Source organism: Paenibacillus typhae (genome assembly GCF_900099765.1).
GTDB classification, from domain to species: domain Bacteria; phylum Bacillota; class Bacilli; order Paenibacillales; family Paenibacillaceae; genus Paenibacillus_AQ; species Paenibacillus_AQ typhae.
In genome coordinates this window covers 19,310-41,470 of sequence record NZ_FNDX01000004.1, presented here as the reverse complement: position 1 = coordinate 41,470, position 22,161 = coordinate 19,310, and the positions used below count along the sequence as shown (strand labels likewise).

14 protein-coding genes are annotated in these 22,161 nt (G+C 49.4%); all 14 read left to right on the top strand.

What is annotated here, in order from left to right; genetic code table 11:
* Nucleotides 1-135: 135 nt before the first annotated feature.
* The 14 genes from BLR64_RS04875 (at nucleotide 136) to BLR64_RS04805 (ending at nucleotide 21,947) form a co-directional block, all read left to right on the top strand.
* Entirely contained in the window at nucleotides 136-1,725 is a 1,590-nt protein-coding gene (locus BLR64_RS04875) for a peptide ABC transporter substrate-binding protein (RefSeq protein ID WP_090712745.1), read from the top strand.
* A gap of 713 nt (nucleotides 1,726-2,438) precedes the next feature.
* Nucleotides 2,439-4,160, top strand: a complete 1,722-nt coding sequence (locus BLR64_RS04870) for a cache domain-containing sensor histidine kinase (protein WP_090713151.1) — start codon at nucleotides 2,439-2,441, stop codon at nucleotides 4,158-4,160.
* A 16-nt stretch (nucleotides 4,161-4,176) separates the two neighbouring features.
* The gene (locus BLR64_RS04865; protein WP_090712743.1) at nucleotides 4,177-5,505 is read left to right on the top strand and encodes a response regulator; all 1,329 of its coding nucleotides are present in this window, start codon (nucleotides 4,177-4,179) and stop codon (nucleotides 5,503-5,505) included.
* Nucleotides 5,506-5,716: 211 nt separating this feature from the next.
* The gene (locus BLR64_RS04860; protein ID WP_090713150.1) at nucleotides 5,717-6,544 is read left to right on the top strand and encodes a carbohydrate ABC transporter permease; all 828 of its coding nucleotides are present in this window, start codon (nucleotides 5,717-5,719) and stop codon (nucleotides 6,542-6,544) included.
* Between the two features lies 1 nt (nucleotide 6,545).
* On the top strand, nucleotides 6,546-7,418 hold the full coding sequence (locus tag BLR64_RS04855) for a carbohydrate ABC transporter permease (RefSeq protein ID WP_090712741.1): 873 nt from the start codon (nucleotides 6,546-6,548) through the stop codon (nucleotides 7,416-7,418).
* A 145-nt stretch (nucleotides 7,419-7,563) separates the two neighbouring features.
* The gene (locus BLR64_RS04850; RefSeq protein ID WP_090712738.1) at nucleotides 7,564-9,036 is read left to right on the top strand and encodes an ABC transporter substrate-binding protein; all 1,473 of its coding nucleotides are present in this window, start codon (nucleotides 7,564-7,566) and stop codon (nucleotides 9,034-9,036) included.
* Between the two features lie 353 nt (nucleotides 9,037-9,389).
* Nucleotides 9,390-12,011: a bifunctional acetaldehyde-CoA/alcohol dehydrogenase gene (gene adhE, locus BLR64_RS04845; RefSeq protein WP_090712736.1), complete on the top strand. Its 2,622-nt coding sequence runs from the start codon at nucleotides 9,390-9,392 to the stop codon at nucleotides 12,009-12,011.
* 263 nt (nucleotides 12,012-12,274) lie between these two features.
* Nucleotides 12,275-14,536 (top strand): formate C-acetyltransferase, encoded by a 2,262-nt coding sequence (gene pflB / locus BLR64_RS04840; RefSeq protein ID WP_090712733.1) that lies wholly within the window; start codon nucleotides 12,275-12,277, stop codon nucleotides 14,534-14,536.
* A 124-nt stretch (nucleotides 14,537-14,660) separates the two neighbouring features.
* The gene (gene pflA, locus BLR64_RS04835) at nucleotides 14,661-15,401 is read left to right on the top strand and encodes a pyruvate formate-lyase-activating protein (RefSeq protein ID WP_068728570.1); all 741 of its coding nucleotides are present in this window, start codon (nucleotides 14,661-14,663) and stop codon (nucleotides 15,399-15,401) included.
* A 613-nt stretch (nucleotides 15,402-16,014) separates the two neighbouring features.
* Nucleotides 16,015-17,421: an extracellular solute-binding protein gene (locus BLR64_RS04825; RefSeq protein WP_090712729.1), complete on the top strand. Its 1,407-nt coding sequence runs from the start codon at nucleotides 16,015-16,017 to the stop codon at nucleotides 17,419-17,421.
* 159 nt (nucleotides 17,422-17,580) lie between these two features.
* Nucleotides 17,581-18,465 carry a carbohydrate ABC transporter permease gene (locus BLR64_RS04820; RefSeq protein WP_090712727.1) on the top strand — a complete coding sequence of 295 codons (885 nt, stop codon included), beginning with the start codon at nucleotides 17,581-17,583 and terminating at the stop codon, nucleotides 18,463-18,465.
* Entirely contained in the window at nucleotides 18,465-19,295 is an 831-nt protein-coding gene (locus BLR64_RS04815) for a carbohydrate ABC transporter permease (protein WP_090712725.1), read from the top strand. The genes BLR64_RS04820 and BLR64_RS04815 overlap by 1 nt, the downstream gene beginning before the upstream one ends.
* Before the next feature lie 26 nt (nucleotides 19,296-19,321).
* Nucleotides 19,322-21,178, top strand: a complete 1,857-nt coding sequence (locus BLR64_RS04810; protein ID WP_090712723.1) for a cache domain-containing sensor histidine kinase — start codon at nucleotides 19,322-19,324, stop codon at nucleotides 21,176-21,178.
* Nucleotides 21,156-21,947 (top strand): response regulator transcription factor, encoded by a 792-nt coding sequence (locus BLR64_RS04805; protein WP_090712721.1) that lies wholly within the window; start codon nucleotides 21,156-21,158, stop codon nucleotides 21,945-21,947. The genes BLR64_RS04810 and BLR64_RS04805 overlap by 23 nt, the downstream gene beginning before the upstream one ends.
* Nucleotides 21,948-22,161: the final 214 nt, after the last annotated feature.

The window sequence follows — 22,161 nt, the reverse complement described above, 5'->3', positions numbered from 1 at the left end:
TTTAATAGCTGGTATTCCGGCCTTTCATGAGTTCATGAACTCTATGAAAGGCTATTTCTTATTCTATCTGAATGTATTGTTACATGATAAGATGGTAGTATTGGTTTGATTTTACAGGGAAGAGGAGAATCATAGATGAAGAAGCTGCTTCATGTGCTTTTGGCATTGGGATTGCTTTTTAGCTTAGGAATTACGGAGGAGGGAAAGGTCTCAGCAGAAGGAAGCAAGCAGGTGTTCAGAATTGGCGTAGACGTTATCCCGGGTCTGCTTGATCCCGCACTTACCGTCAACGATACGGAGTCATCGGTCATCAAAGGCTTGTTCGAGGGTCTGGTGCGCTTGAATGAGAATGGACAGGCCGTGCCGGGAATAGCGAAGTCCTGGAAAATATCCGGCGGTGGCAAAACGTATACCTTTGCTCTGCGAACCAGCGCCAAATGGAGCAACGGACAGCCTGTAAAGGCAGCGGATTTTGAATATGCCTGGAAGCGGGCATTGTCTCCGCAGTCCTACAACAGCATGGCCTTCAAAATGTATATGATCGCCGGAGCTGAAAATTATCACAACGGCAAACAGAAGGATGCCTCCAATGTTGGAATCAAGGCGTTGAATGACCATACTCTTCAGGTGACGCTGACAGCCCCGAATTACACGTTCCTTCAAATGCTGGCCGAGAATATTTATCTGCCGCTTAATGCAGCAGCGGTTAAAGCCAATACCGGCTGGGCAACCAGCGCAAAGGCTATAGTGACCAACGGCCCGTTCAGACTGACAGCCTGGGATGCTAACAAAATTGTTCTGGTCAAAAATTCCGGATATTACGGAGCTAAGCAGATCCGGTTCTCCGAGGTCCAATTCCTCAGGCCGGCAGCAGGTCAGCCATCGAACACTGAGGCTTATCTCAATGGCGGGCTCGACTGGATCGGCAGCGGTGAAAATACAAGGATTGATTATTATGACCTCATAACCGCCGAAAAATATACTTTTCCATACGCCAGCTTATACTACTACCAGTTTAATGTTAACGAAGCTCCGTTCAATAATGTGAAGATACGTAAAGCGCTGGCAATGGCGGTTGACCGCGAGGGCCTGCCTTACGGTACTCCGGCTTACGGAGATGTTGCTCCAACCATTCACGGAGCTAAACAAACCTTCCGTTCAGAAATTAAGGATTCCAGATATTTCAGAGAAGATGTTAAAGCGGCCCAAAAGCTGCTGCAGGAGGGACTGAAGGAAGAGGGCTTAACCAGTTTGCCGGAATTTAATATTATTGTGAATGCAGAGCAAGGTCATGAGCTGATTGCCTCAATCATCGTTTCCGGCTGGAAAGAAAACCTGGGCATCAAGGCGAATGTTGAAGTTCAGGCCTGGAACGAGCTGCTCGACAACCGCCACAGCCAGAGCTTTACGGTGGCCAGAGCAGGCTGGAGAGCGGATTACAATGACCCTGCTGCGTTCCTGAAGTACTTTACATCCTGGAGTGCGGACAATGATTCCGGCTGGAGCCATAAACAGTACGACAGTTATATCCTGCAGGCACGGCAGAAGCAGGACCCTGCCGAGCGGATGCGCCTGTATGCCAAGGCCGAGAAATTGCTCATTGATGACATGGTCATCCTCCCGCTGTACTATTATGTGGCGGATGTTCTAAAAAAGCCGAATGTTCATAATGTTTATGTGGATTTTGACGGCTCGATTGCGTTTACCAGAGGGTATTTAAAATAATCAGCCATACCATACTCACTTTTGCCCGGAACACTCTGAACAATGGGCAACAACATCATTCAGGCCAGCCGGAAGTTCCGGATGGCCTGTTTGTATGTAAACTAAGTGGATTATCGCCATCTAAATAGATCGTTTTTCAGCATTTGAGCTGATTAGGTGGAAATTCTCCACTTATTTCCCTGTATAACCTCCACATTGGCCGATATTGCTATAATTAAGTAGCGTTTTTCCAACTAATATGCTTTTCACGTTGTTTGCTGAAGAAATAAGTTCCCTTTTTCCACTTAATTTGAAAATTATGCTGTTAGTTTCCCCCTGCCAACACCCCGTAAGCAATCTTTTGTGCTTTGCGTTCTTTCCAAAAAGGGGATGGAGCAGCGGAGTGGAGGTTTGGAGCTGTAGGAGCGTCAGCGTCCGCCTTTGTCTGTGGATTTCCACCGCGGACAGCGGTATTAAATCAAGAAATCCACAGACAACAGCGGCCGAAAGCCCAAACGCTCCGCGCAGCAGCGACTATATCCCCCTCTTTTCACAAACGCCGGCCGCAAAAATTGCATACAATCCCACCTAATAAACTTTAAAATAAACATATGTAAGCGCTTCTTCATTTGTTATATTATTGAAACTGGAGGTGTTTCGGGGTGTTCTCATCACTTATCAAGCCGATTGTCCGGCTGAACGTCAAGCAGCAGCTGATTCTGCTGTTTGTTATTATGCTTACTCCTATTCTGGTTCTCAATAATTACGGGAATTACAAGGCCGAACAGGTTCTGAAACGGCATGTCACCAACGCTTATGTGGAGCTGAACAAGCAGAATTTTGCCATCATCAACCGGGACATCGATACCGTTAATAAAATAACGTCTACAGTGATCCAGAACCCTTTTCTGCAGCAGCTGAATATGAGCGGGCTTGATCCCATAATGGAGCGGGTGGAGCGCTACGAGACGATAGAAAAGCTGCTGGGCAGCTACTCGCAGGGGGCGGAGCGGGGGGATGCGATTTATTACTCGCTGTATGTGTACGATCCGAATAATTATTATTTTTTCGCCCCCAATTTTCCGCAGGTAAAGAAGGCGGGCGTTTATTTTTTTACCAAGGAGGAGGAGCCGTTCTGGTTCAGGCAGGCGGTAGAGCAGAAGGGCCGGGGCTACCTGATGTTCATGGACCGGCTCAGCCCGCAGGCTGAGGATCTGAAGACGCTCACGTATGTACGGGCGGTCAACAATATTTATCTCGGTGCAGGAACGATCGGCGTGCTTGTGGTCACGAAGATGGAGGCCAAGATCGGGGAGTCGCTGAAGTCGATTTCACTGCCGGACGGGGAAATTTACCTGACGGATATGAATAACAGGGTACTCGCCTCAAGCACCAATTCCACGGGAGAGATCATTGAGCTGCCGGAAGGGGCGAAGATCGGAGATCCTGAAGGAACTGTGGACGTGATTACCGACGACTTCATTTATGTAGTGAACAACAACCATATGCTCGGACAGAAGCTGGTCTACAAGGTCCCGGTAAAAGCGCTGCTCCAGCAGCAGAACGAGATGAAAAGAGTCATTCAGTACATAACGGTGGCCTACGCCTTATTCGGCCTGATTATTATTACGTATTTCTGGCGTTCGCTGATGACACCGCTGCAGAAGCTGGCTTTTTTTGTGCGGAAGTATGAGCCGGGCAACCGGGTGCCGGAAACGCCGAAGCGGGGCAGCAACGACGAGGTCAGCGTGCTGATCTCTTCCACCTATGATATGGCGCGCCGGCTGAACAGCCTGATCATGTATAAATACCAGATGGAGCTGAAGCAGAAGGAGTCCCAGCTGCAGCTGCTGTATCAGCAGATCAATCCACATCTTTTATATAACACCCTGGAAAGTATTTATTGGAAAAGCTCGCTGGAAGGCAATGTGGAATCCGCGGAAATGATCAAGGAGCTGTCCAAGCTGATGAAGATCAGCCTGAGCCGGGGACGGGAGCTGATTACGCTGGAGGAGGAGCTGGAGCATGCCAGTGCCTATATCAAGCTGCAGCAGCACCGCTACGATTACGTATTCACTGTGACCTGGAATATTCCCCCCGAAACCAAAAGCAATCTGATTCCCAAAATCACCCTCCAGCCCCTGATCGAAAATGCCATTATCCACGGGGTCAAAAATATGGGGGAGGACGGGGAAATCATCATCACTGCCGCCGTCCTCGGGGATGATGTCCTAATTACGATAGAAGACAACGGCTACAAGCAGGCGGATTACGAGGCCATCACCCTGGTACTTAATGACCAAAGTCCAAATCCGGCAGGCGGCTACGGCATCCGCAATATTAACCAGCGTGTGCAGCTGCATTTCGGCCCGGACTATAGCATCAGCTACGGACCTCGTGCAGGAGGCGGGACGGTTGCGGCGGTTCTGCTGCCCAAAACAGAAGTTCAAGAATAGAAGGGGGAATCTGCAAATGTTCAATATTCTGGTGGTCGACGATGAACCGCTTATCTGTAAAGGCCTAAGTAATCTGCTTGCTTCCTCCGGACTGGATATCGGTAATATCTATACTGCAGGCAGCGGCTTTGAGGCGCTCGACTGCATCCGGATGGAGGAGGTCGATCTGCTTGTTACTGATATCCAGATGGGGGCGATGAGCGGGATCGAGCTGATGCAGCATGCCAAGCTGGCGAAGCCGTGGGTGCAGACGATTGTGATATCGGCGCATGAAACCTTTCAGTACGCACAAATGGCTGTCAGGCTTGGAGCGAAGGATTATCTGATCAAGCCGCTGAACAGTGAGCAGTTTCTGGATTCGGTACGGAATGTGCTGCTCAAAATGGACCGGCCTTCGCCCGAGCTCGCAGGCTTCATAGCCGGACTCGGCGAAAGCTTCCGGCTCGAGGAGCCGCTTCCAGCCTACAGCGAGTTGCTGAACAGGCTGCTTACCGATCCTGCTGCAGCGCTGGGCAGCGAGGAAGACATGCGGAAGCTGGATGAGCTTAGGCTGCAAGGCCCTTATTTTGCCGTGCTCAAGATCAAGCTTCCGCTTCCGGGGGCAGACAGCAGCACCAAGTACAGCCCGCGTGACCGCGGGCTGCTGCGCTACGGCGCGCTTAACATCGCCAAAGAGCTGCTGGATCAGGAGTGGAGCTCGACTGCCTTTTATTCGCCGGGGGAAGAAATTACGGTAATTATCCAGTGGGATGAGAAAAGCTACGAGGAGGCCGGGGGCGGTCAGGTCAGCCGGCTGGATGTGCTGGGCCGGAGCCTGCATTTTAACATCCACAAATTTCTGCACCTGAATGCGGTCATCGGGATCAGCCAGATTCTTAAAGGGCTGTCGTTCATGGAGGTGCTGAACCGCCAGGCCTCGCAGGCCATTCTTTGGAATAAGGAGCACAATGACCATTACGTGTTCTATTACGGCGATTTCAACTGGAGCAGCTATACGACTGAGCCTTCCGCCGAAGAGCTGCACACGCGCAGCAATCTGATTGTCCAGAAAGCCAAGGAATTTATTGATGAGAACTACGCTCAGAAGGGGTTAACCATCCATGAGGTGGCCAAGAAGAACCATGTCAGCCCCAATTATCTGAGCTATCTGTTCAAGAAAAATACAGGCCACAACCTGTGGGAATATGTCATCAAGCTGCGGATGGAGGAGAGCCGGGAGATGATTTTGCATACCGATCTGCGCCGTTACGAAATTGCTGAGCGGGTCGGGTATGAGTCACCGGAGCATTTCAGCAAGATTTTCAAGAAATACTACGGCATCAGCCCGAGCGAGCTGAAGAAGTAAGAACGCTCATGACTTCGGTAGATTTACACATGTGCAGGGCTCCCCGCCTTTCCTACAATTAAGGTAGGAAGCACTTTGTCAAAGTGCTTAAAGACGAAAGGAATGAGGGAGCCAGATGAATCAGACCGCTGCACTTCACGATGAACTGCCGGCGAAGCTTGAGAGCAGGCCGTATAAGCAGAACCGCTGGAAAAAGAATTTTTGGGGCTACATGTTCCTTGTACCCGCGATTGCCATCTTCATTATGTTTATGTGGGTGCCTATTTTTAAAGGATTTCTGTACAGCTTTTACACGGTGGATTTTGTAAAAGGAAACTCCTTTGTCGGCTTTGATAATTATGCGCGGGCCCTTACCGATCCCGATGTGCTGATCGCGATCAAGAACACGCTGTACTATATGCTGCTCTGTCTTGTCGTCGGCTTCTGGGTGCCGATTGCCTTCGCCATTGCGATCTCCGAGCTGAGAAAATTCGGCGGTTTTGTCCGCGTGGCGGCCTATCTGCCTTATGTCATGCCTGCAGTTGTCCTGTACGGGCTATGGAGATGGCTCTATGATCCTGTGGGTCCGGTTAATGCGCTGCTAGGGACAATGGGGGCGGATCAGATCCCGTTCCTGACGGACAGCAGGTGGTCCATGCTCTCGCTTGTCTTTATGGAGACCTGGCAGCAGTTCGGCTCGGGGATGCTGATCTATCTGGCGGCCGTGCTCAGTATCCCGCGTGACTGGTATGAAGCGGCGGAGATTGACGGAGCCGGGGTATGGGCGAGGATCCGCCACATTACGCTGCCGTCGCTGCGCAATCTGATTATCCTGATGCTGATACTGCAGATCATCGCGACCTCGCAGGGCTATCAGTCCCAGCTGGCGCTGCTGGACGGCGGACCTAACAAGACAACGCTGACCTATGCGCTGCTGATTGTGAAGTATGCTTTTACCAGACTGGATTACGGCACGGCAACGGCGCTTGGCATGTTGATGTTCATCGTCCTTGGCGGTTTGGGCATTTTACAGTTCAGGCTGAATAAGGAGGATAACTAGGATGAAGAGCGCAGAGAGAGGGATTCTGTCCGAGCATGATCTCAAAAAAACGGGCAACAAGGTCGTCTACGGCATTATGGTATTTTTTATTGCGGTAATGGTGTTCACGATGATGTATCCGATTCTGATGACGATGTTCAACGGGCTGAAGTCGAACGTCGAGGTCAATTCGTTTCCGCCGCATTTTTTCCCGCAGGAGTGGCATTTCGGTAATTTAAAGGATGCGGTGAATTACATTGATCTGCTGGTGTTTCTGAAAAATACAATTTATATTTTTGCCGGCAACATGATTGTGACCCTTGTCGTACTGGGCATGGCCTCGTTCAGCATATCGCGGATGAATGTGCCTTACCGCAAGGCGTTCTACTTCTTCTTCCTGATGACGCTGTTTATTCCGGCGACGAGCTATATGATTCCGAATTTCGTCAATCTGAAGGAGCTGGGCCTGCTGAACCAATATGCGGCTTTCTGGCTGCCGGCGGGAGCAAATACGTTTTATTTTCTGCTGCTGAAGAACTTCTTCGACGGGATTCACCCGGAAATCTTTGAAGCGGCGCGGATCGACGGGGCCTCAGAGCCGAGAAGCTTTTTTGCGATCGCTGTTCCGCTGTCGGTACCGATTTTTGCCACGCTGGCGATCTTTATTTTCTCCACTGCCTGGAATGACTGGTTCTGGCCCTCGCTGGTTATGCATTCCGAGGATAAATATACGCTTGCGACTGCGATTTACAAATATGTAATCAGTGTCAAGGCGCTCAATACGAATATCAAGTTTGCCATTCTCTTTCTCGTGTCGCTGCCGCCTATTCTTGTGTTCCTGGTCTTCCAGAAGTTTATTATGCGCGGCGTGGCATTGTCGGCGGTAAAAGGCTGAAGACGGTATAGGAAGATGCCTGGCAGAGGAATGCATACGATCGTAAACACGCACATGAAAGCAATATAAATACACCTCGTTTGTAAACGATTTCTCTTTTAAGATGAATTTGTAAGCTAATCATGAATTGAAAAGGGGAGTTTCAATGCGTAAATTTTCCAGCGTATTAGCAGGTCTCCTTGTGGCCGGTTCGTTGTTATCCGCCTGCGGCGGCAACAATAACAGCAACGGAAATGCCCAGGGGAATACAGGAGGGGAGGCGACTCCGGCGCCGGCAGCTACAGCTGCAGATAACAGCACTGCTGCAACAGATGCGCCTGCGGACGATATTACCCAAAGAAAAGTGACGATCAAAATCCACTATCCGACGCCTGACCTGACCGAAATGCGCGCACAGGAAGACGACCGGATCAAACGGTTCCAGGCCGAGTATCCGAATGTAGAGATTATCAAGGACGACTGGCAGTACAGTGTCAGCGAAATCGGTATCAAAATGGCAGCCAATGAGGCGCCGACCTTCTTCAACACGTATGCGACGGAAGCCAAATTCCTGGTGGAAAAAGGCTGGGCGGCCGATATCACCGACCTCTGGAACACTTATGAGTATAAGGATCAGATCAATCCGGTGCTGCAAAATCAGTTCGTCATTGACGGTAAAATTTTCGGTGTAACTCAAAAAGGCTATGTTACCACTACCATGATCAATAAAAAAATGCTGGATGACAAAGGTGTGGCTGTTCCGCCCATGGACTGGACCTGGGATGACATGCTGAATACCGCCAAAGGGGTAGCCGATGCCAAAAAAGGCATTTCCGGCATTGCTCCAATGGGTAAAGGCAATGAGGCCGGCTGGAACTGGACCAACTTCCTGTTTGAAGCAGGGGGTGAGATCCAGAACGTGGACGGCGGCAAGGTTGAGGCCACTTTCAATTCAGAAGCCGGCGTGAAGGCGCTGGATTTCTACAAAAAGCTGAGATGGGAAGCTAACGCTATTCCGCAGGACTGGGCACTCGGCTGGGGGGATGCGGTAGGTGCATTCCAGCAGGGGCGTACAGCGATGGTTATGGCCGGCTCCGACGGCGTAATTGAGCAGGCGCTGAACCAGGGCGGACTCAAGCCGGAGGATGTGCTAACCTATCCGATGCCGGCGGCTGAAAAGGGCGGCAAGCACACAGGGGTGCTCGGCGGCGATTACCTCGTAATCAATCCAAACGCCACCAAGGATGAGCAGGAAATGGCGTTCCGCTATATCACTTTCGATTATTTTTCTGACAAAGGCCTTGAGGCGCTGGATGCCATTCTGCAGCAGCGCAAGGCGGACGGCAAATACTTCATTCCGCCACTTCTGGATTACTATGCTGCTGATTCCGAGTTCGGCAAGAAAACCAAAGCGGTATACGACAAGTACTCGGATATTGTATATCAATACAACCCTGACATTATGGCTCTGCTGGACGGAAAGCCGGAGGCACAATACAACACTCAGGACTACTACGCAACGATGTCTAATGTAATTCAGGAGCTGTTCTCCAAAAAAGGCACGGACTCCAAGGCACAGCTTGATGCTGCAGCCAAAACAGTGCAGGAGCAATTCTTTGATTCTATTACAGTTGAATAGGAGACAAATTGAATTGTAAAAAAAGACAGAAGACCGGCAAAGCCTCCAATCAGGGAGACAGCCGGTCTTTTTGTTGTGGTGATAAATTGTGACAAAAAACCTCAACCAGTGACAAAATGATCTTCTGAAAGTACAGCATCCTAAGCGCGAAAATATCTTCAAGTTAAATATAACCGAATAAAACACATAAATAATGGTTAAATAACCTGAATATGATCGAATGAAAGCGCTTTGAAAGCAAATCAAAAAAACTTTATACTTTGTGAAAGAATTCACTATACAAGACGGAAATGATGTGTTAAGATAAATGTGTAGAGAAAAACAACCTAAAAATTGACAGGAGGACGAGGGAGATGGCAGTTAAGAACGAAGTCGCCGCCCAAGTGAAACAAACCACCGCTGAAGAATATATTCAGACTTTGGTGGATAAAGCAAAGAAAGCCCTGGATGCGTTCATGGAACTGGATCAAGAGCAGGTTAACACAATCGTTCATGCAATGGCATTGGCAGGTCTCGACAAACATATGTACTTGGCGAAACTGGCTGTCGAAGAAACAGGCCGCGGAGTATACGAAGACAAAATTACGAAGAACATCTTCTCAACCGAATATATCTGGCACGGAATTAAGTATGACAAAACCGTAGGAGTTATTGAGGATAACGCCTACGACAATTTCCAAAAGATCGCTGAACCAGTCGGAATTATTATGGGTATCACACCGGTAACCAACCCAACATCCACCACGATGTTTAAAGCACTGATTTCGGCTAAGACACGTAACCCTATTATATTCGGTTTCCACCCTTCAGCGCAAGAGTGTAGCGCCGCTGCCGCCAAAATCCTTCATGATGCAGGCGTAAAAGCAGGTGCCCCTGAGAACTTCATCCAATGGATTGAGCTTCCTACCATGGATAAAACAAACGCGCTGATGAATAACCCTGACGTTGCACTGATCCTGGCAACCGGCGGATCCGCAATGGTTAAAGCGGCTTACAGCTGCGGCAAGCCGGCTCTCGGCGTAGGCCCTGGTAACGTACCTGCCTTCATCGAAAAGAGTGCCGACATCGATCAGGCTGTAACGGACATCATCCTTTCCAAGACATTCGATAACGGTATGATCTGCGCTTCCGAGCAGGCTGTTATTATTGAAGAAGCTATTTTTGACCAAGTGAAGAAGAAAATGATCGCGAACGGCTGCTACTTCGTTAATAAAGATGAGGCTGCCAAGCTGACTAACGGTGCCATGAACGTTGAGAAGTGCGCAGTTAACCCGGCAATCGTAGGTCAATCCGCAGTGAAGATCGCAGAAATGTGCGGTATCCAGGTACCAGCCGGCACCAAGATTCTGGTAGCTGAAATTGAAGGCGTAGGCCCTAAATATCCGCTGTCGGCTGAGAAGCTGAGCCCGGTTCTGGCTTGCTACAAAGTGAAAAATGCTGATCAGGGTATCGAACGCGCTGCAGAAATCGTTGAATTCGGCGGCATGGGCCACAGCTCGGCGATCCATTCCAATAATGAAGAAGTTATCATGAAGTTCTCGCACCGCCTGCAGACAGGACGTATTCTGGTGAACTCGCCTTCAACACACGGCGCCATCGGAGACATCTACAATACAAACATCCCTTCGCTCACCCTGGGCTGCGGATCATACGGCCGCAACTCGGTGTCGCAAAACGTTACTGCCATCAATCTGATCAACGTGAAAAGGGTGAACCGTCGTACCGTGAATATGCAATGGTTTAAAGTACCTGACAAGATCTACTTTGAAAAAGGATCCACACAATACCTGGCTAAAATGCCTAACATTACACGCGTAGCAATCATTACTGACCCTATGATGGTTAAACTGGGCTATGTGGAAAGAGTTGAGCATTACCTGCGCCAGCGCCAGACTCCTGTAGCAATTGAAGTGTTCTCGGAAGTTGAACCGGATCCATCGACTACTACTGTTGAAAAAGGTACAGCTATGATGAACAGATTCCAGCCGGACTGCATTATCGCACTCGGCGGCGGTTCCCCGATGGATGCTGCCAAAGGCATGTGGCTGTTCTACGAACACCCGGATGTAGATTTCAACAACCTGAAACAGAAATTCATGGATATCCGCAAACGCGTATACAAATATCCTACTCTGGGTCAAAAAGCGAAATTCGTTGCCATCCCGACAACTTCGGGTACAGGCTCGGAAGTAACCTCGTTCGCGGTAATCACTGACAAAACTGCCGGCAGCAACACCAAGTATCCGCTGGCTGACTATGAGCTGACTCCAGACGTTGCCATTATCGATCCGGAATTTGTATACAGCCTGCCAAGAACAGCTGTTGCTGATACTGGTATGGACGTACTGACACACGCTATCGAAGCTTATGTTTCGGTTATGGCAAGCGATTATTCGGATGGTCTGGCAATCAAAGCGATCCAGCTGGTATTCCAATATCTTGAGAAGTCGGCACTGACCGGCGACAAGCTGGCCCGTGAGAAAATGCACAACGCTTCGACCCTTGCCGGTATGGCGTTCGCTAACGCATTCCTGGGTATCAACCACAGCTTGGCGCACAAATGGGGTGGACAGTACCACACCGCACACGGCCGCACCAATGCGATCTTGATGCCGCACGTTATCCGTTACAATGCCAAGAAGCCTACGAAGTTCGCTTCGTTCCCTAAATATTCGCACTTTGTAGCTGACGAGCGTTATGCCGAAATCGCCCGCATTCTGGGATTGCCGGCCCGCACTACTGAAGAAGGCGTAACAAGCCTGATCAATGCGATCCGTGATATGAACAAGAAGCTGGGTATCGAAGAGTCCTTCCAGGCTCTGGGCTTTGATGCTAAGGATTTCGAATCGCGTGTAGATTATCTGGCTGACCGTGCATTTGAAGACCAATGTACAACTGCTAACCCTAAGCTGCCGCTGGTAAGTGAGCTGGCTGACGTATACCGCAATGCCTTCTACGGAAGATTTGACGTCTAATTAGGTGTTGAGTGGCGAATAATATGTTTAAAGGATAATATGGGACTAGATGGTAGTGACAAATATCACCGGAAAGGTGATATTTGTCACAGTCCTTTTTCAGAAAATAAACTAAAATGTTTATATAAACAACGAGCCCGAGATATGAAAGTGCGATTGTGAATTTTATAACAACCATATCTTTGGGATCACGAGACACGGGATTAACCTTCAAGCCCGCGATCTCTACAAATATAATAAATATATAAATGGAGGGATTTAGCATGTCGGTGATTGAAAAAGATGTACAAGAGGTAAAGTCGGGTTGGAGAAGCTTTACAAAAGGCAAATGGGCCAAGAAAGTTGACGTTAACAACTTCATCGCAACAAATATCAAGCCTTATGAAGGAAATGAAGATTTCCTCGTAGGTCCTACAAGCAACACTACTGAACTGTGGAAGATTATTTCCCAGCTGAGCAAGGAAGAAAGAGAAAGAGGCGGCGTATGGGATGTTTCTCTGGATACTGTCTCCACTATTACTTCCCACGCACCAGGCTACATCGACAAGGACAAGGAACAAATCGTAGGGGTGCAGACTGATGCTCCTTTCAGACGTTCCATCCAGCCTTTCGGCGGGATCAAGATGATGATCGATGCCACTAAGGCTTACGGCTTCGAGCTTCCGAATAACATTGTCGAAATGTTTACGAATATCCGCAAAACGCATAACCAAGGCGTATTTGATGCATATACACCTGACATGAGAGCAGTGCGTAAATCCGGCGTTATCACAGGTCTTCCTGATGCTTACGGTCGCGGACGCATTATCGGCGACTACCGCCGCGTTGCTCTGTACGGTATTGATTTCCTGATCAAAGACAAGAAACAACAACAGGCTGAGCTTGAAGTTGATTCCATGACTGAAGATGTAATCCGTCTGCGTGAAGAGCTGTCTGAGCAGATCCGCGCTCTGGGCGAACTGAAAGAAATGGCTGCTGCACACGGGCTTGATATTTCCAAACCGGCTAACTCTTTCAAAGAAGCTACTCAATGGGTATACTTCGGATACCTGGCAGCAGTTAAAGAGCAGAACGGTGCGGCAATGTCCCTTGGACGCGTATCTTCCTTCCTTGATATCTATGCACAGCGTGATTTCGAAGAAGGTACTCTTACAGAAGAACAAGCACAGGAAATCGTTGACCATTTCGTAATGAAGCTGCGTATCGTGAAGTTCCTGCGTACGCCTGACTACAACGAACTGTTCTCCGGTGACCCTACTTGGGTAACTGAGTCCATCGGCGGTATGGCTGAAGACGGAACAACCCGCGTAACCAAGAACAGCTTCCGCTTCCTGCACACCCTCTATAACCTGGGACCTGCACCGGAACCGAACCTGACTGTACTGTGGTCCGAGAAGCTGCCTGAAGGCTTCAAGAAATATTGCGCTAAGGTATCCATTGAAACCAGCGCTATCCAATATGAGAATGATGATGTAATGCGTCCATACTGGGGCGAAGATTACGCGATTGCCTGCTGTGTATCCCCAATGCGCATCGGTAAACAAATGCAGTTCTTCGGAGCCCGTGCGAACCTTGCTAAAGCTCTGCTGTATGCAATCAACGGCGGTGTGGATGAAAAATCCGGCGCACAGGTAGGTCCTGAATACCCTGCAATCACTTCCGAGTATCTGGATTACAACGAAGTAATGAAACGCTTCAAACCAATGATGGAGTGGCTGGCCAAGACTTATGTTAACACCCTGAACATCATCCACTACATGCATGACAAATATTCCTACGAACGCATTGAAATGGCGCTGCATGACCGCGACATTCTGCGTACAATGGCTTGCGGTATCGCTGGTCTGTCCGTTGCTGCTGACTCCCTGAGCGCAATCAAATACGCTAAGGTTAAGCCGATCCGCAACGAACAAGGCATTGCAATCGACTTCGAAACCGAAGGTGAATTCCCTTGCTACGGTAACAACGATGACGCTGTTGACAGCATCGCAGTTGAACTGGTTGAAACCTTCATGTCGATGATCCGCAAACACAAAACATACCGTGATGCTGTGCCGACTCAATCGGTACTTACTATCACTTCGAACGTTGTTTACGGTAAGAAGACTGGTACTACTCCTGACGGACGTAAAAAAGGCGAACCATTCGCACCAGGTGCTAATCCAATGCACGGACGTGACAAGAAGGGCGCACTGGCATCCCTGAACTCTGTTGCCAAGCTGCCTTACTCTGATGCACAAGATGGTATCTCTAATACGTTCTCCATTGTTCCTAAGGCACTGGGTAAAGATGAAGAATCCCGTAAGTCCAACCTGGTATTCATGATGGACGGATACTTCCACAACAACGCTCAGCACTTGAACGTTAACGTATTTAACCGTGAGCAGCTGATCGATGCTATGGATCACCCAGAGAACTATCCGCAACTGACCGTTCGTGTATCCGGCTATGCCGTTAACTTCATCAAGCTGACCCGCGAACAACAGCTGGACGTTATCAACCGTACGTTCCACTCTTCGATGTAAGATTTGTTCTTGGAATCAGGAACTGATATAAACCACAGAGCTGCCGCCCTTGAAAGAGGGCGGTAAACTCTTGCTTAAAATTCATTAAAATTTTAAGTTTTTTTCATTGAAAGGATGACCTCATATGGTTAAAGGACATATCCACTCTTTAGAGACATTTGGAACGGTGGATGGCCCCGGAATCCGCTTCGTGCTTTTTATGCAGGGCTGTCTGCTTAAATGTCAATATTGCCACAACCCGGATACCTGGGGGCTGAACGAAGGCAAGGAAATGACACTCGAAGAAGTACTTGCGGAAATCGAGCCGTACTTGAATTATTATAAGACTTCCGGCGGCGGGCTTACCGTTTCCGGCGGCGAGCCTACACTGCAGGCGCATTTCGTGAAGCAGCTGTTTACAGAGGTAAAGAAACGCTGGAATCTGCATACCACCCTGGATTCCAACGGTTATAATGACGGCTCCAAGATCAGCGATCTGCTGGATGTTACCGATCTTGTCCTGCTGGACCTGAAGCATATCGACGATGAAGCTCATATTAAGCTGACCGGCAAATCCAATGACCGTACACTCAAGCTGGCCCGCTGGCTGTCTGATCATAACCGTAAAATGTGGATCCGCCACGTATATGTTCCCGGCATTCATAATAAAGAAGAAGATTTGCTTAACCTTGGACGTTTTATCGGAACCCTGAACGGGGTTGAAAAGTTTGAAATCCTGCCTTATCATCAGATGGGGATTTATAAATGGCAAGAGCTGGGGCGTCCTTACGAGCTTGAAGGAGTGCCTTCACCAAGCGATGAGGAAGTACAGCGTGCGTACCGGCTGATTGAAGAGGGGCGCAAAGAAACCGCTCTGGTAAAGTAATGGAAACAGAAATATGAAGCCGTTCCTGTTAGCGATAGCTGCGGAGCGGCTTTTTTGCTTGGCTTCTTCAGAAGAGGCAACAAAGCTCATGTTGCGCTGTAAAAACTCGTGCATTGAGAATATCTACAGTCTGACAGGGGAGCTCTCCGGCCGCATAAATAGGCTGGAAATTAAAGTGTCCAAGGCGCTAAAGGAAACGTATGGATGTGACGGCAGCTCTTCGCGGCAAAACAACGAGCGTCATACGGCCGGGATGTGTGGCAGTACCATTCTGCATGTTTTCCGCGCAATGACCAGGACCAGCTGTACACATCAAGACCCGGAATAACCACTGTTGAGGAAAGAATGTTATATTCAAACAGACTCGGGAAATATTTTGTCCGGCTGACTAGTCTCAATGTACAAGTATCATAACGGGAGAAATGTTTTCAATCATGTAAAATTGTGTTTGTGTGATATAAGTTCACTGTACATGTAACATAAAGGTGATGTATTCGCTTACATTAGAGGTTTTTATCCCTATTGTAGATGAATGTTAACCTTACGATTACAAATGACGTTTTTTATAATAAGAGGTGTAAGGAAAGTCATTAAATAGGGAGGGTCACCCGTAATGAGAAAGAGTATAACGATGCTGTTGTCCCTGATGTTTGTCACTTCTGCGCTGTTGACTGCCTGTGGCGGAAACAACAATAATGCAGGTAACAACGGGGAAGCCGCGGCGACAAATGGCGGAACAGCCGCAACTAACGCCCCGGCAACAGAAGAACCTGCGAATACAGAACCTTTTGAAATGACAATCCGCCACACCCAGGTTGGTGCCGACAAACAAAAGCGTCTGGCTATTCTGGAGGATGTAGTCGGCAAAGTACAGGAGGAAGTGCCCGGCCTGACCTTTAAGCTCGACGGCGTAGATTCAGACGTGAACCGTAAAGAGAAGCTGCGCGGTGAAATGGCAGCCGGCAACCCGCCGGAAATTTTTGACCTGTTCGGCAGCCCGGATTCCAAGATTTATGCAAAGGAAGGCAAGCTGCTGGATCTGACCCCGATTCTGGAGGAGCTGGGCATCAAGGACAAATTCTCCAATCTTGATCCGTTTACTTATGAAGGCAAAATCTACGGACTGCCGATTGGCGGCTCTGGTGAGGGCTTCTTCTATAATAAAGAATACTATGCAAGCAAGGGCTGGAAGGCTCCGGCCACCTTCGCCGAGCTGGAACAGCAGCTGGCTGACATCAAAGCGGATGGCAAGGTGCCGCTGGCCGGCGCCTCCAAAGCAGGCTGGGTACCACTGATGCTGGCTAACCATCTGTGGTCCCGCTATGCCGGACCGGATGTAACGGCGAAATTCGCGACCGGTGAGGCAAAATGGAGTGACCCGAATGTTGTCAAGGGCTTTGCCAAATACAAGGAGTGGGTCGATAAAGGCTACTTCAAAAAAGGTGAGCTCGGATTCGAATATGCTGAATATACTACTCAATTTACCAGCGGTGAAGCGATCCTGATGTATGACGGTACCTGGAAATCCTCCGTATTCAAAGCCGGCCAGTCCGGTGAAGGCCTGATCGGCAAGGTTGGTTTCTTCAACATTCCGGCGGTTGACGGCGGAGTGGGTGACCAGACAGCGCTGATGCGTGATGTGAACAACGGCTACGGCTTCTCTGCTTCCGCGGGAGAAGATGAACGCCAGCTGGCTGCTGTGAAATCCTTCATTAAAAATATGTATAACGAAGAAATGCAGCTCCGCGGTCTGGTAGAGGATGGCGTCCTGCCGGCGATGAAGCTGGACCAGGCAGTGCTGGATGCGAACATTACCGATGACCTGATGAAAGAAATCGTGGCGGTGCTCAATAACTCCGCATCCTCCTTCCCGGCATTTGACTCGCTGGTTCAAGCGGATGTGACCACCGAGATCAGCAACATCCAGATTCAAAAGCTGATTGGCGGCCAGACCACTCCTGAGAAGATGGGCGAAGAGCTGCAGAAGGTTCAGGAAGAAGCGAACGCGGCTGTGGAATAGGCAACCATTGAAATGTACCCTGGTGGCTGCTCCAGGGTACATTTTTTTAAAGATTGGTATCCCCGCAAAGTAACGGAGTCATCTTCACGTTAAGCCCAGACTTTGCGGGGTTATTTGCACCCGGCAGACCTTCCCAGATTTCAAGCATCGGAGGTAGTTATGAATAAAGCGCTCAGAAATCCACTCGTCTTTATCCTGTTCGTTCTTCCTGCACTTGCCTTGTTCCTGATCTTCTTTATCTATCCCATATTCAGCTCCGTCTATTACAGCCTGACCAGCTGGAACGGTGTATCCGACACGGTTAAAATGACTGGCCTGTCGAATTATGAAAAAGCACTCGGCGATGACCGCTTCTGGGTATCGGTGAAGAATAACGGCTGGTTCATTCTGTTCTCCGTCTTTATCCAGGTTCCGCTGATTGTTCTGTTCTCCTTGCTGATTGCCAACGTCAAGAAACTCAAGGGTTTGTATAAAACGGCAGTATTTATGCCTTCGATTATGTCAACGGCGGTCATCGGTATCCTCTGGGGCTTCATTTATGAGCCCAACATCGGCCTGTTTAACAAGCTGCTAAGCCTGATTGGCATAGAACCGGTATACTGGCTGTCTGATGAACGGTTTGCCATGCTGTCGATTCTGATCACCAATGCCTGGCAATGGACCGGATTCTACATTGTAATGGTGCTGGCGGCGATTCTTGCAATTCCGGGAGAGCTGGAGGAGGCTGCTGCGATTGACGGCGCTACGGGCTTCCAGCGGGCTACACGCATCACCCTGCCGCTGATTGTGCCGATCATTTCAGTTGTGATTATGCTCTCCATTGCCGGAGCAATGAAAGCGGCCGATATCGTCATTGTTATGACCAAAGGCGGCCCGGCCGGTTCGACCGAAGTAATGGCCACCTATATGATCAAATATGCAATTACGAACTTTAAGTACGGGTACGGCAATACCATTGCGGTCCTGATCTTCGTATTTACGCTTATCGTGACAGTGGTGTACCAGCTGCTGTTTAACCGGCGTAGTGAAAGGATTGAATACTGATGCCGCGTGCTCTCAAAAAAAGTCTGCCCCATGCCGCGCTGCTCGGCTACCTGCTGGTTGTGTTGTTCCCGTTCCTGTTTGTACTGTTTTCCTCTGTAAAAAAGGATAATAACTCGATAGCGCTGAACCCCTTCGGCATTCCGAAGGAGTTCGTATTCAATAACTATGTGGAAGCCTGGGTCAATGCGAAGATCAGCACGTACTTTTTTAACAGCTTATATATCTCGGTCTTTGCTTCGGTGGTGTCGATTATTCTGGCGGGTATGTTCGCCTTCGCTGTTACCCGGATGCGCCACGGCCGCTGGAATATACTGCTGTACTCGTTCGTACTGGTAGGAATGCTGATTCCGAATAACGCGCTGATGCTGCCGATTTATACGATTGTGCGTAAGCTGCATATTCTGAACACGCACTGGGCGCTCATTATTCCGTATATTGCCAATGCGATCCCGTTTACGGTCATTATTCTCGCTGCCTTCATGCGTTCACTTCCCAGTGAAATTGAGGAAGCAGCGGTAATGGATGGGTTGAAGGCCCCGGGTATCTTTGCTAAAATTATTGTACCTCTGACGGTTCCCGCCATGGTTACAGTATTCATCGTCAATTTCCTGGGAAATTGGAATGAGTTTTTGCTGGCCAACTATTTTCTTTCCAATGATGAGCTGCGCACGCTTCCGGTGGGAATGGTCCAATTCCGTGATCAGTATCAGATGAACTATGCGCAGATGTCTGCCGGTATCGTCTACAGCGTGCTGCCGGTAGTTATCATTTATGCCATTTTGCAGGAGAAAATCATTGAAGGTGTAACGGCAGGCAGCGTAAAGGGCTAACCTAATTACAGTCAGGAGCGCAGCTTATGAATTTGCGCTATAAATTATTTACTGCATTTTTGGGCCTGATCATTATTCCTCTCTTTACCCTTGGCATGATTATGTTCTTCGTCACGTATAACTCGATTGAGAAGAAGTACAGCCAGCAGTCTGAGTATTCACTAAAAGCGATCAGCTACAGCATCTCCAATGTGTTCAAGGATATGAACAATGTAACGGATAACGGGATTGCCACCTCGGTCTTTCACATGGCACTCAGTGCGGATGATCCCTCCAAGCAGGATCTGACCGATGCCGAGCAGCTCAGCCTTAACGCCAGCCAGCGCAACTTCCGGAGTCTGCTCTACAATCATCCGTCAATCAGCTATGCGTTTTTGTACAATTTTAACGGAAAAGGCAGCTCGGAAATTGTCTCGGTATTCACCAAGGAGAACTTCCGGACGCTGCCGTACGAAAAATTCAAGGGAAGTGAGCTGTACCAGGAAGTAATGGAGCTTAACGGTGTGCCCAAGTGGCTGGCGCCGCATGAGTATCCTGAGCTGACCGGAACCGAGCCGGTATTTACGCAGATCCGTCTGATTAAGGAGCTTAGCTTCTTTCAGAATATCGGTATTCTGGTGGTGCAGATCAAGAACTGGGAGTTCGAATCCATCTTCCGCAATTTGAAAATCGGCGACAGCAGCCAGAAGGTTTCTTTTATGCTGGTGAACGATAACGGGATGATCCTGCTTGATCCGGACCACAGTCTGGACGGGCAGGATTTGAGCTCTTTTACTGCTAAAAAAATTACGTATAAGCCGGGCTTTCAGAGCTTCAGAACAGAGTTTGCCGGCGAAAAAAGCATTCTGTCCGTCTATCATCTCAAGGACTATCCCTGGAGCCTGGTGTCGGTCACCTCGTGGGATTCCCTGTCCCGTGAAGTTACAGTGTTCGCCCGCTGGTTCGTTGCCGTGATTTTCCTGTGCCTGCTGGCAGCGGTCATATTCAACCTATTCTTTATGAACCGGATTACCGGCGGCATTGCCGTCATCGTCCGCTTCATGCGGCGGGTAGAGGATGGCGACCTGACCACAAGGGTAGAGGAAAGAGGCAATGACGAGATGACCCTGCTGGCCAGAGGAATCAACGACCTGATGAACAAAATCAATATGCTGTTCAACCGGATTCAGGTCGAGCAGCGCCGCAAAAACCAGGCGGAAATGCGGGTGCTGCAGGCGCAGATCAAGCCGCATTTCCTGTTCAATACACTGGAGTCGATCAATGTGCTTGCTGTCCAGAATGAAGGGCGGAAGGTCAGTGAGATGGTCTACCGGCTGGCCGGTATTCTGCGGATCAGTATTCAGGACCGGGACGAAATTACGCTGCAGGAGGAAGTTACCCATCTGCGTAACTATCTGGATATCCAGAAGTTCCGCTTCGAGGATGTGTTTGATTATGAGATCGATATCCCGGATGAGCTGCTGGGCTGCGGCATTCTGAAGCTGACGCTGCAGCCGCTGGTCGAGAACAGCATTCAGCACGGGTTCGAGGGGATCGGATACCACGGTCTGGTGAAGGTGACAGGCTGGGAGGAACGCGGAGATCTGATTCTGCGGATCGAGGATAACGGAATCGGTATGACACCGGCCCAGCTGTCCATGTTCCAGTACATGGTTCATGATCCGGCTGAGGCGGATGCATTATACCGGACAGGAGATGGCATGCGCCACCAGGAACGGCGGGGGCTGGGCGTCCGCAGCGTGGCTGACCGTATCCGTATTGAGTACGGCAACCGGTACGGCATCTTTATCTGTGCCAGTCCCGGAGCCGGTACGGTCATTCAATGCGTCATTCCCAAATATGAGCAGGGGGAGGATCATTATGCTAAAGGTTCTGCTGGTTGACGATGAAGCCCCTATTCTGAACAATCTCAACATAGTGCTGCCGTGGCAGGAGATGGGAATGGAGGTTGCCGGTATGGCGCGCAGCGGAATGGAGGCGCTCAGAATTGCCGAGGAGGAGGCACCTGACCTGGTGCTCTGTGACATCCGCATGCCGGTTATGGATGGACTTACCTTCGTCGGCAAGCTGCGGGAGATGGGCCTGGAGAGCGAGGTACTGCTGCTAAGCGGGTATCAGGAGTTTGATTATGCCCGGGAAGCCATCAGACTCGGAGTCAAGGAGTACATCTGCAAGCCGATTCATTACGAGGAGCTTGGCAACAAGGTGCGCAATATCGGTGCGCAAATCCGCAGCAGACAGTACAAGGATAGGCTGTACAACAGCATCCCGTTATTTCAGGAGCTGCCTGCTGAAGAGGACACGTCCCGGAAAACACCCGAGCAGCTGATGAATCAGGCGGCAAAATACATTTCAGAGCGGCTCCACTATGATCTCGGAATTGAAGAAGTGGCAGGCAGGATCGGCATCAGCAGCAGTTACTTCTGTCTTCTGTTCAAGAACCGGTTCGCGATGACCTTCGTGGAATATGTAACCCAGCAGCGGATTGAAGCAGCCAAGGTTATGCTTGCCGGCACCGACAAAAGCATAACGGCGATCAGCGCGGGTGTGGGATACCAGGAGCGGCGTTATTTTACCAAGGTATTCCAGAAGCAGACGGGGATGACCCCGAAAGAATACCGTGACCGCAGCCGAAGTCCTGAAGAACATTAACGGCTGAAATTTCCGGAATAGCAGACGTAATAAAGGGTAACCAATATAAAATCTAATCCAAAGCACGATGCGTGGACGATTAACCTGGGGGGTGAAGGGGGAGTCGTCTTTGTTTTTTTCTTAACATTAAATGAAACTTTTTCAGGTCCGCAGCGTCTAATACTATGTTTTGTAAAAAGAGCGTGGCAAAAAAGCAGCTTCACGGCAGCTGTTA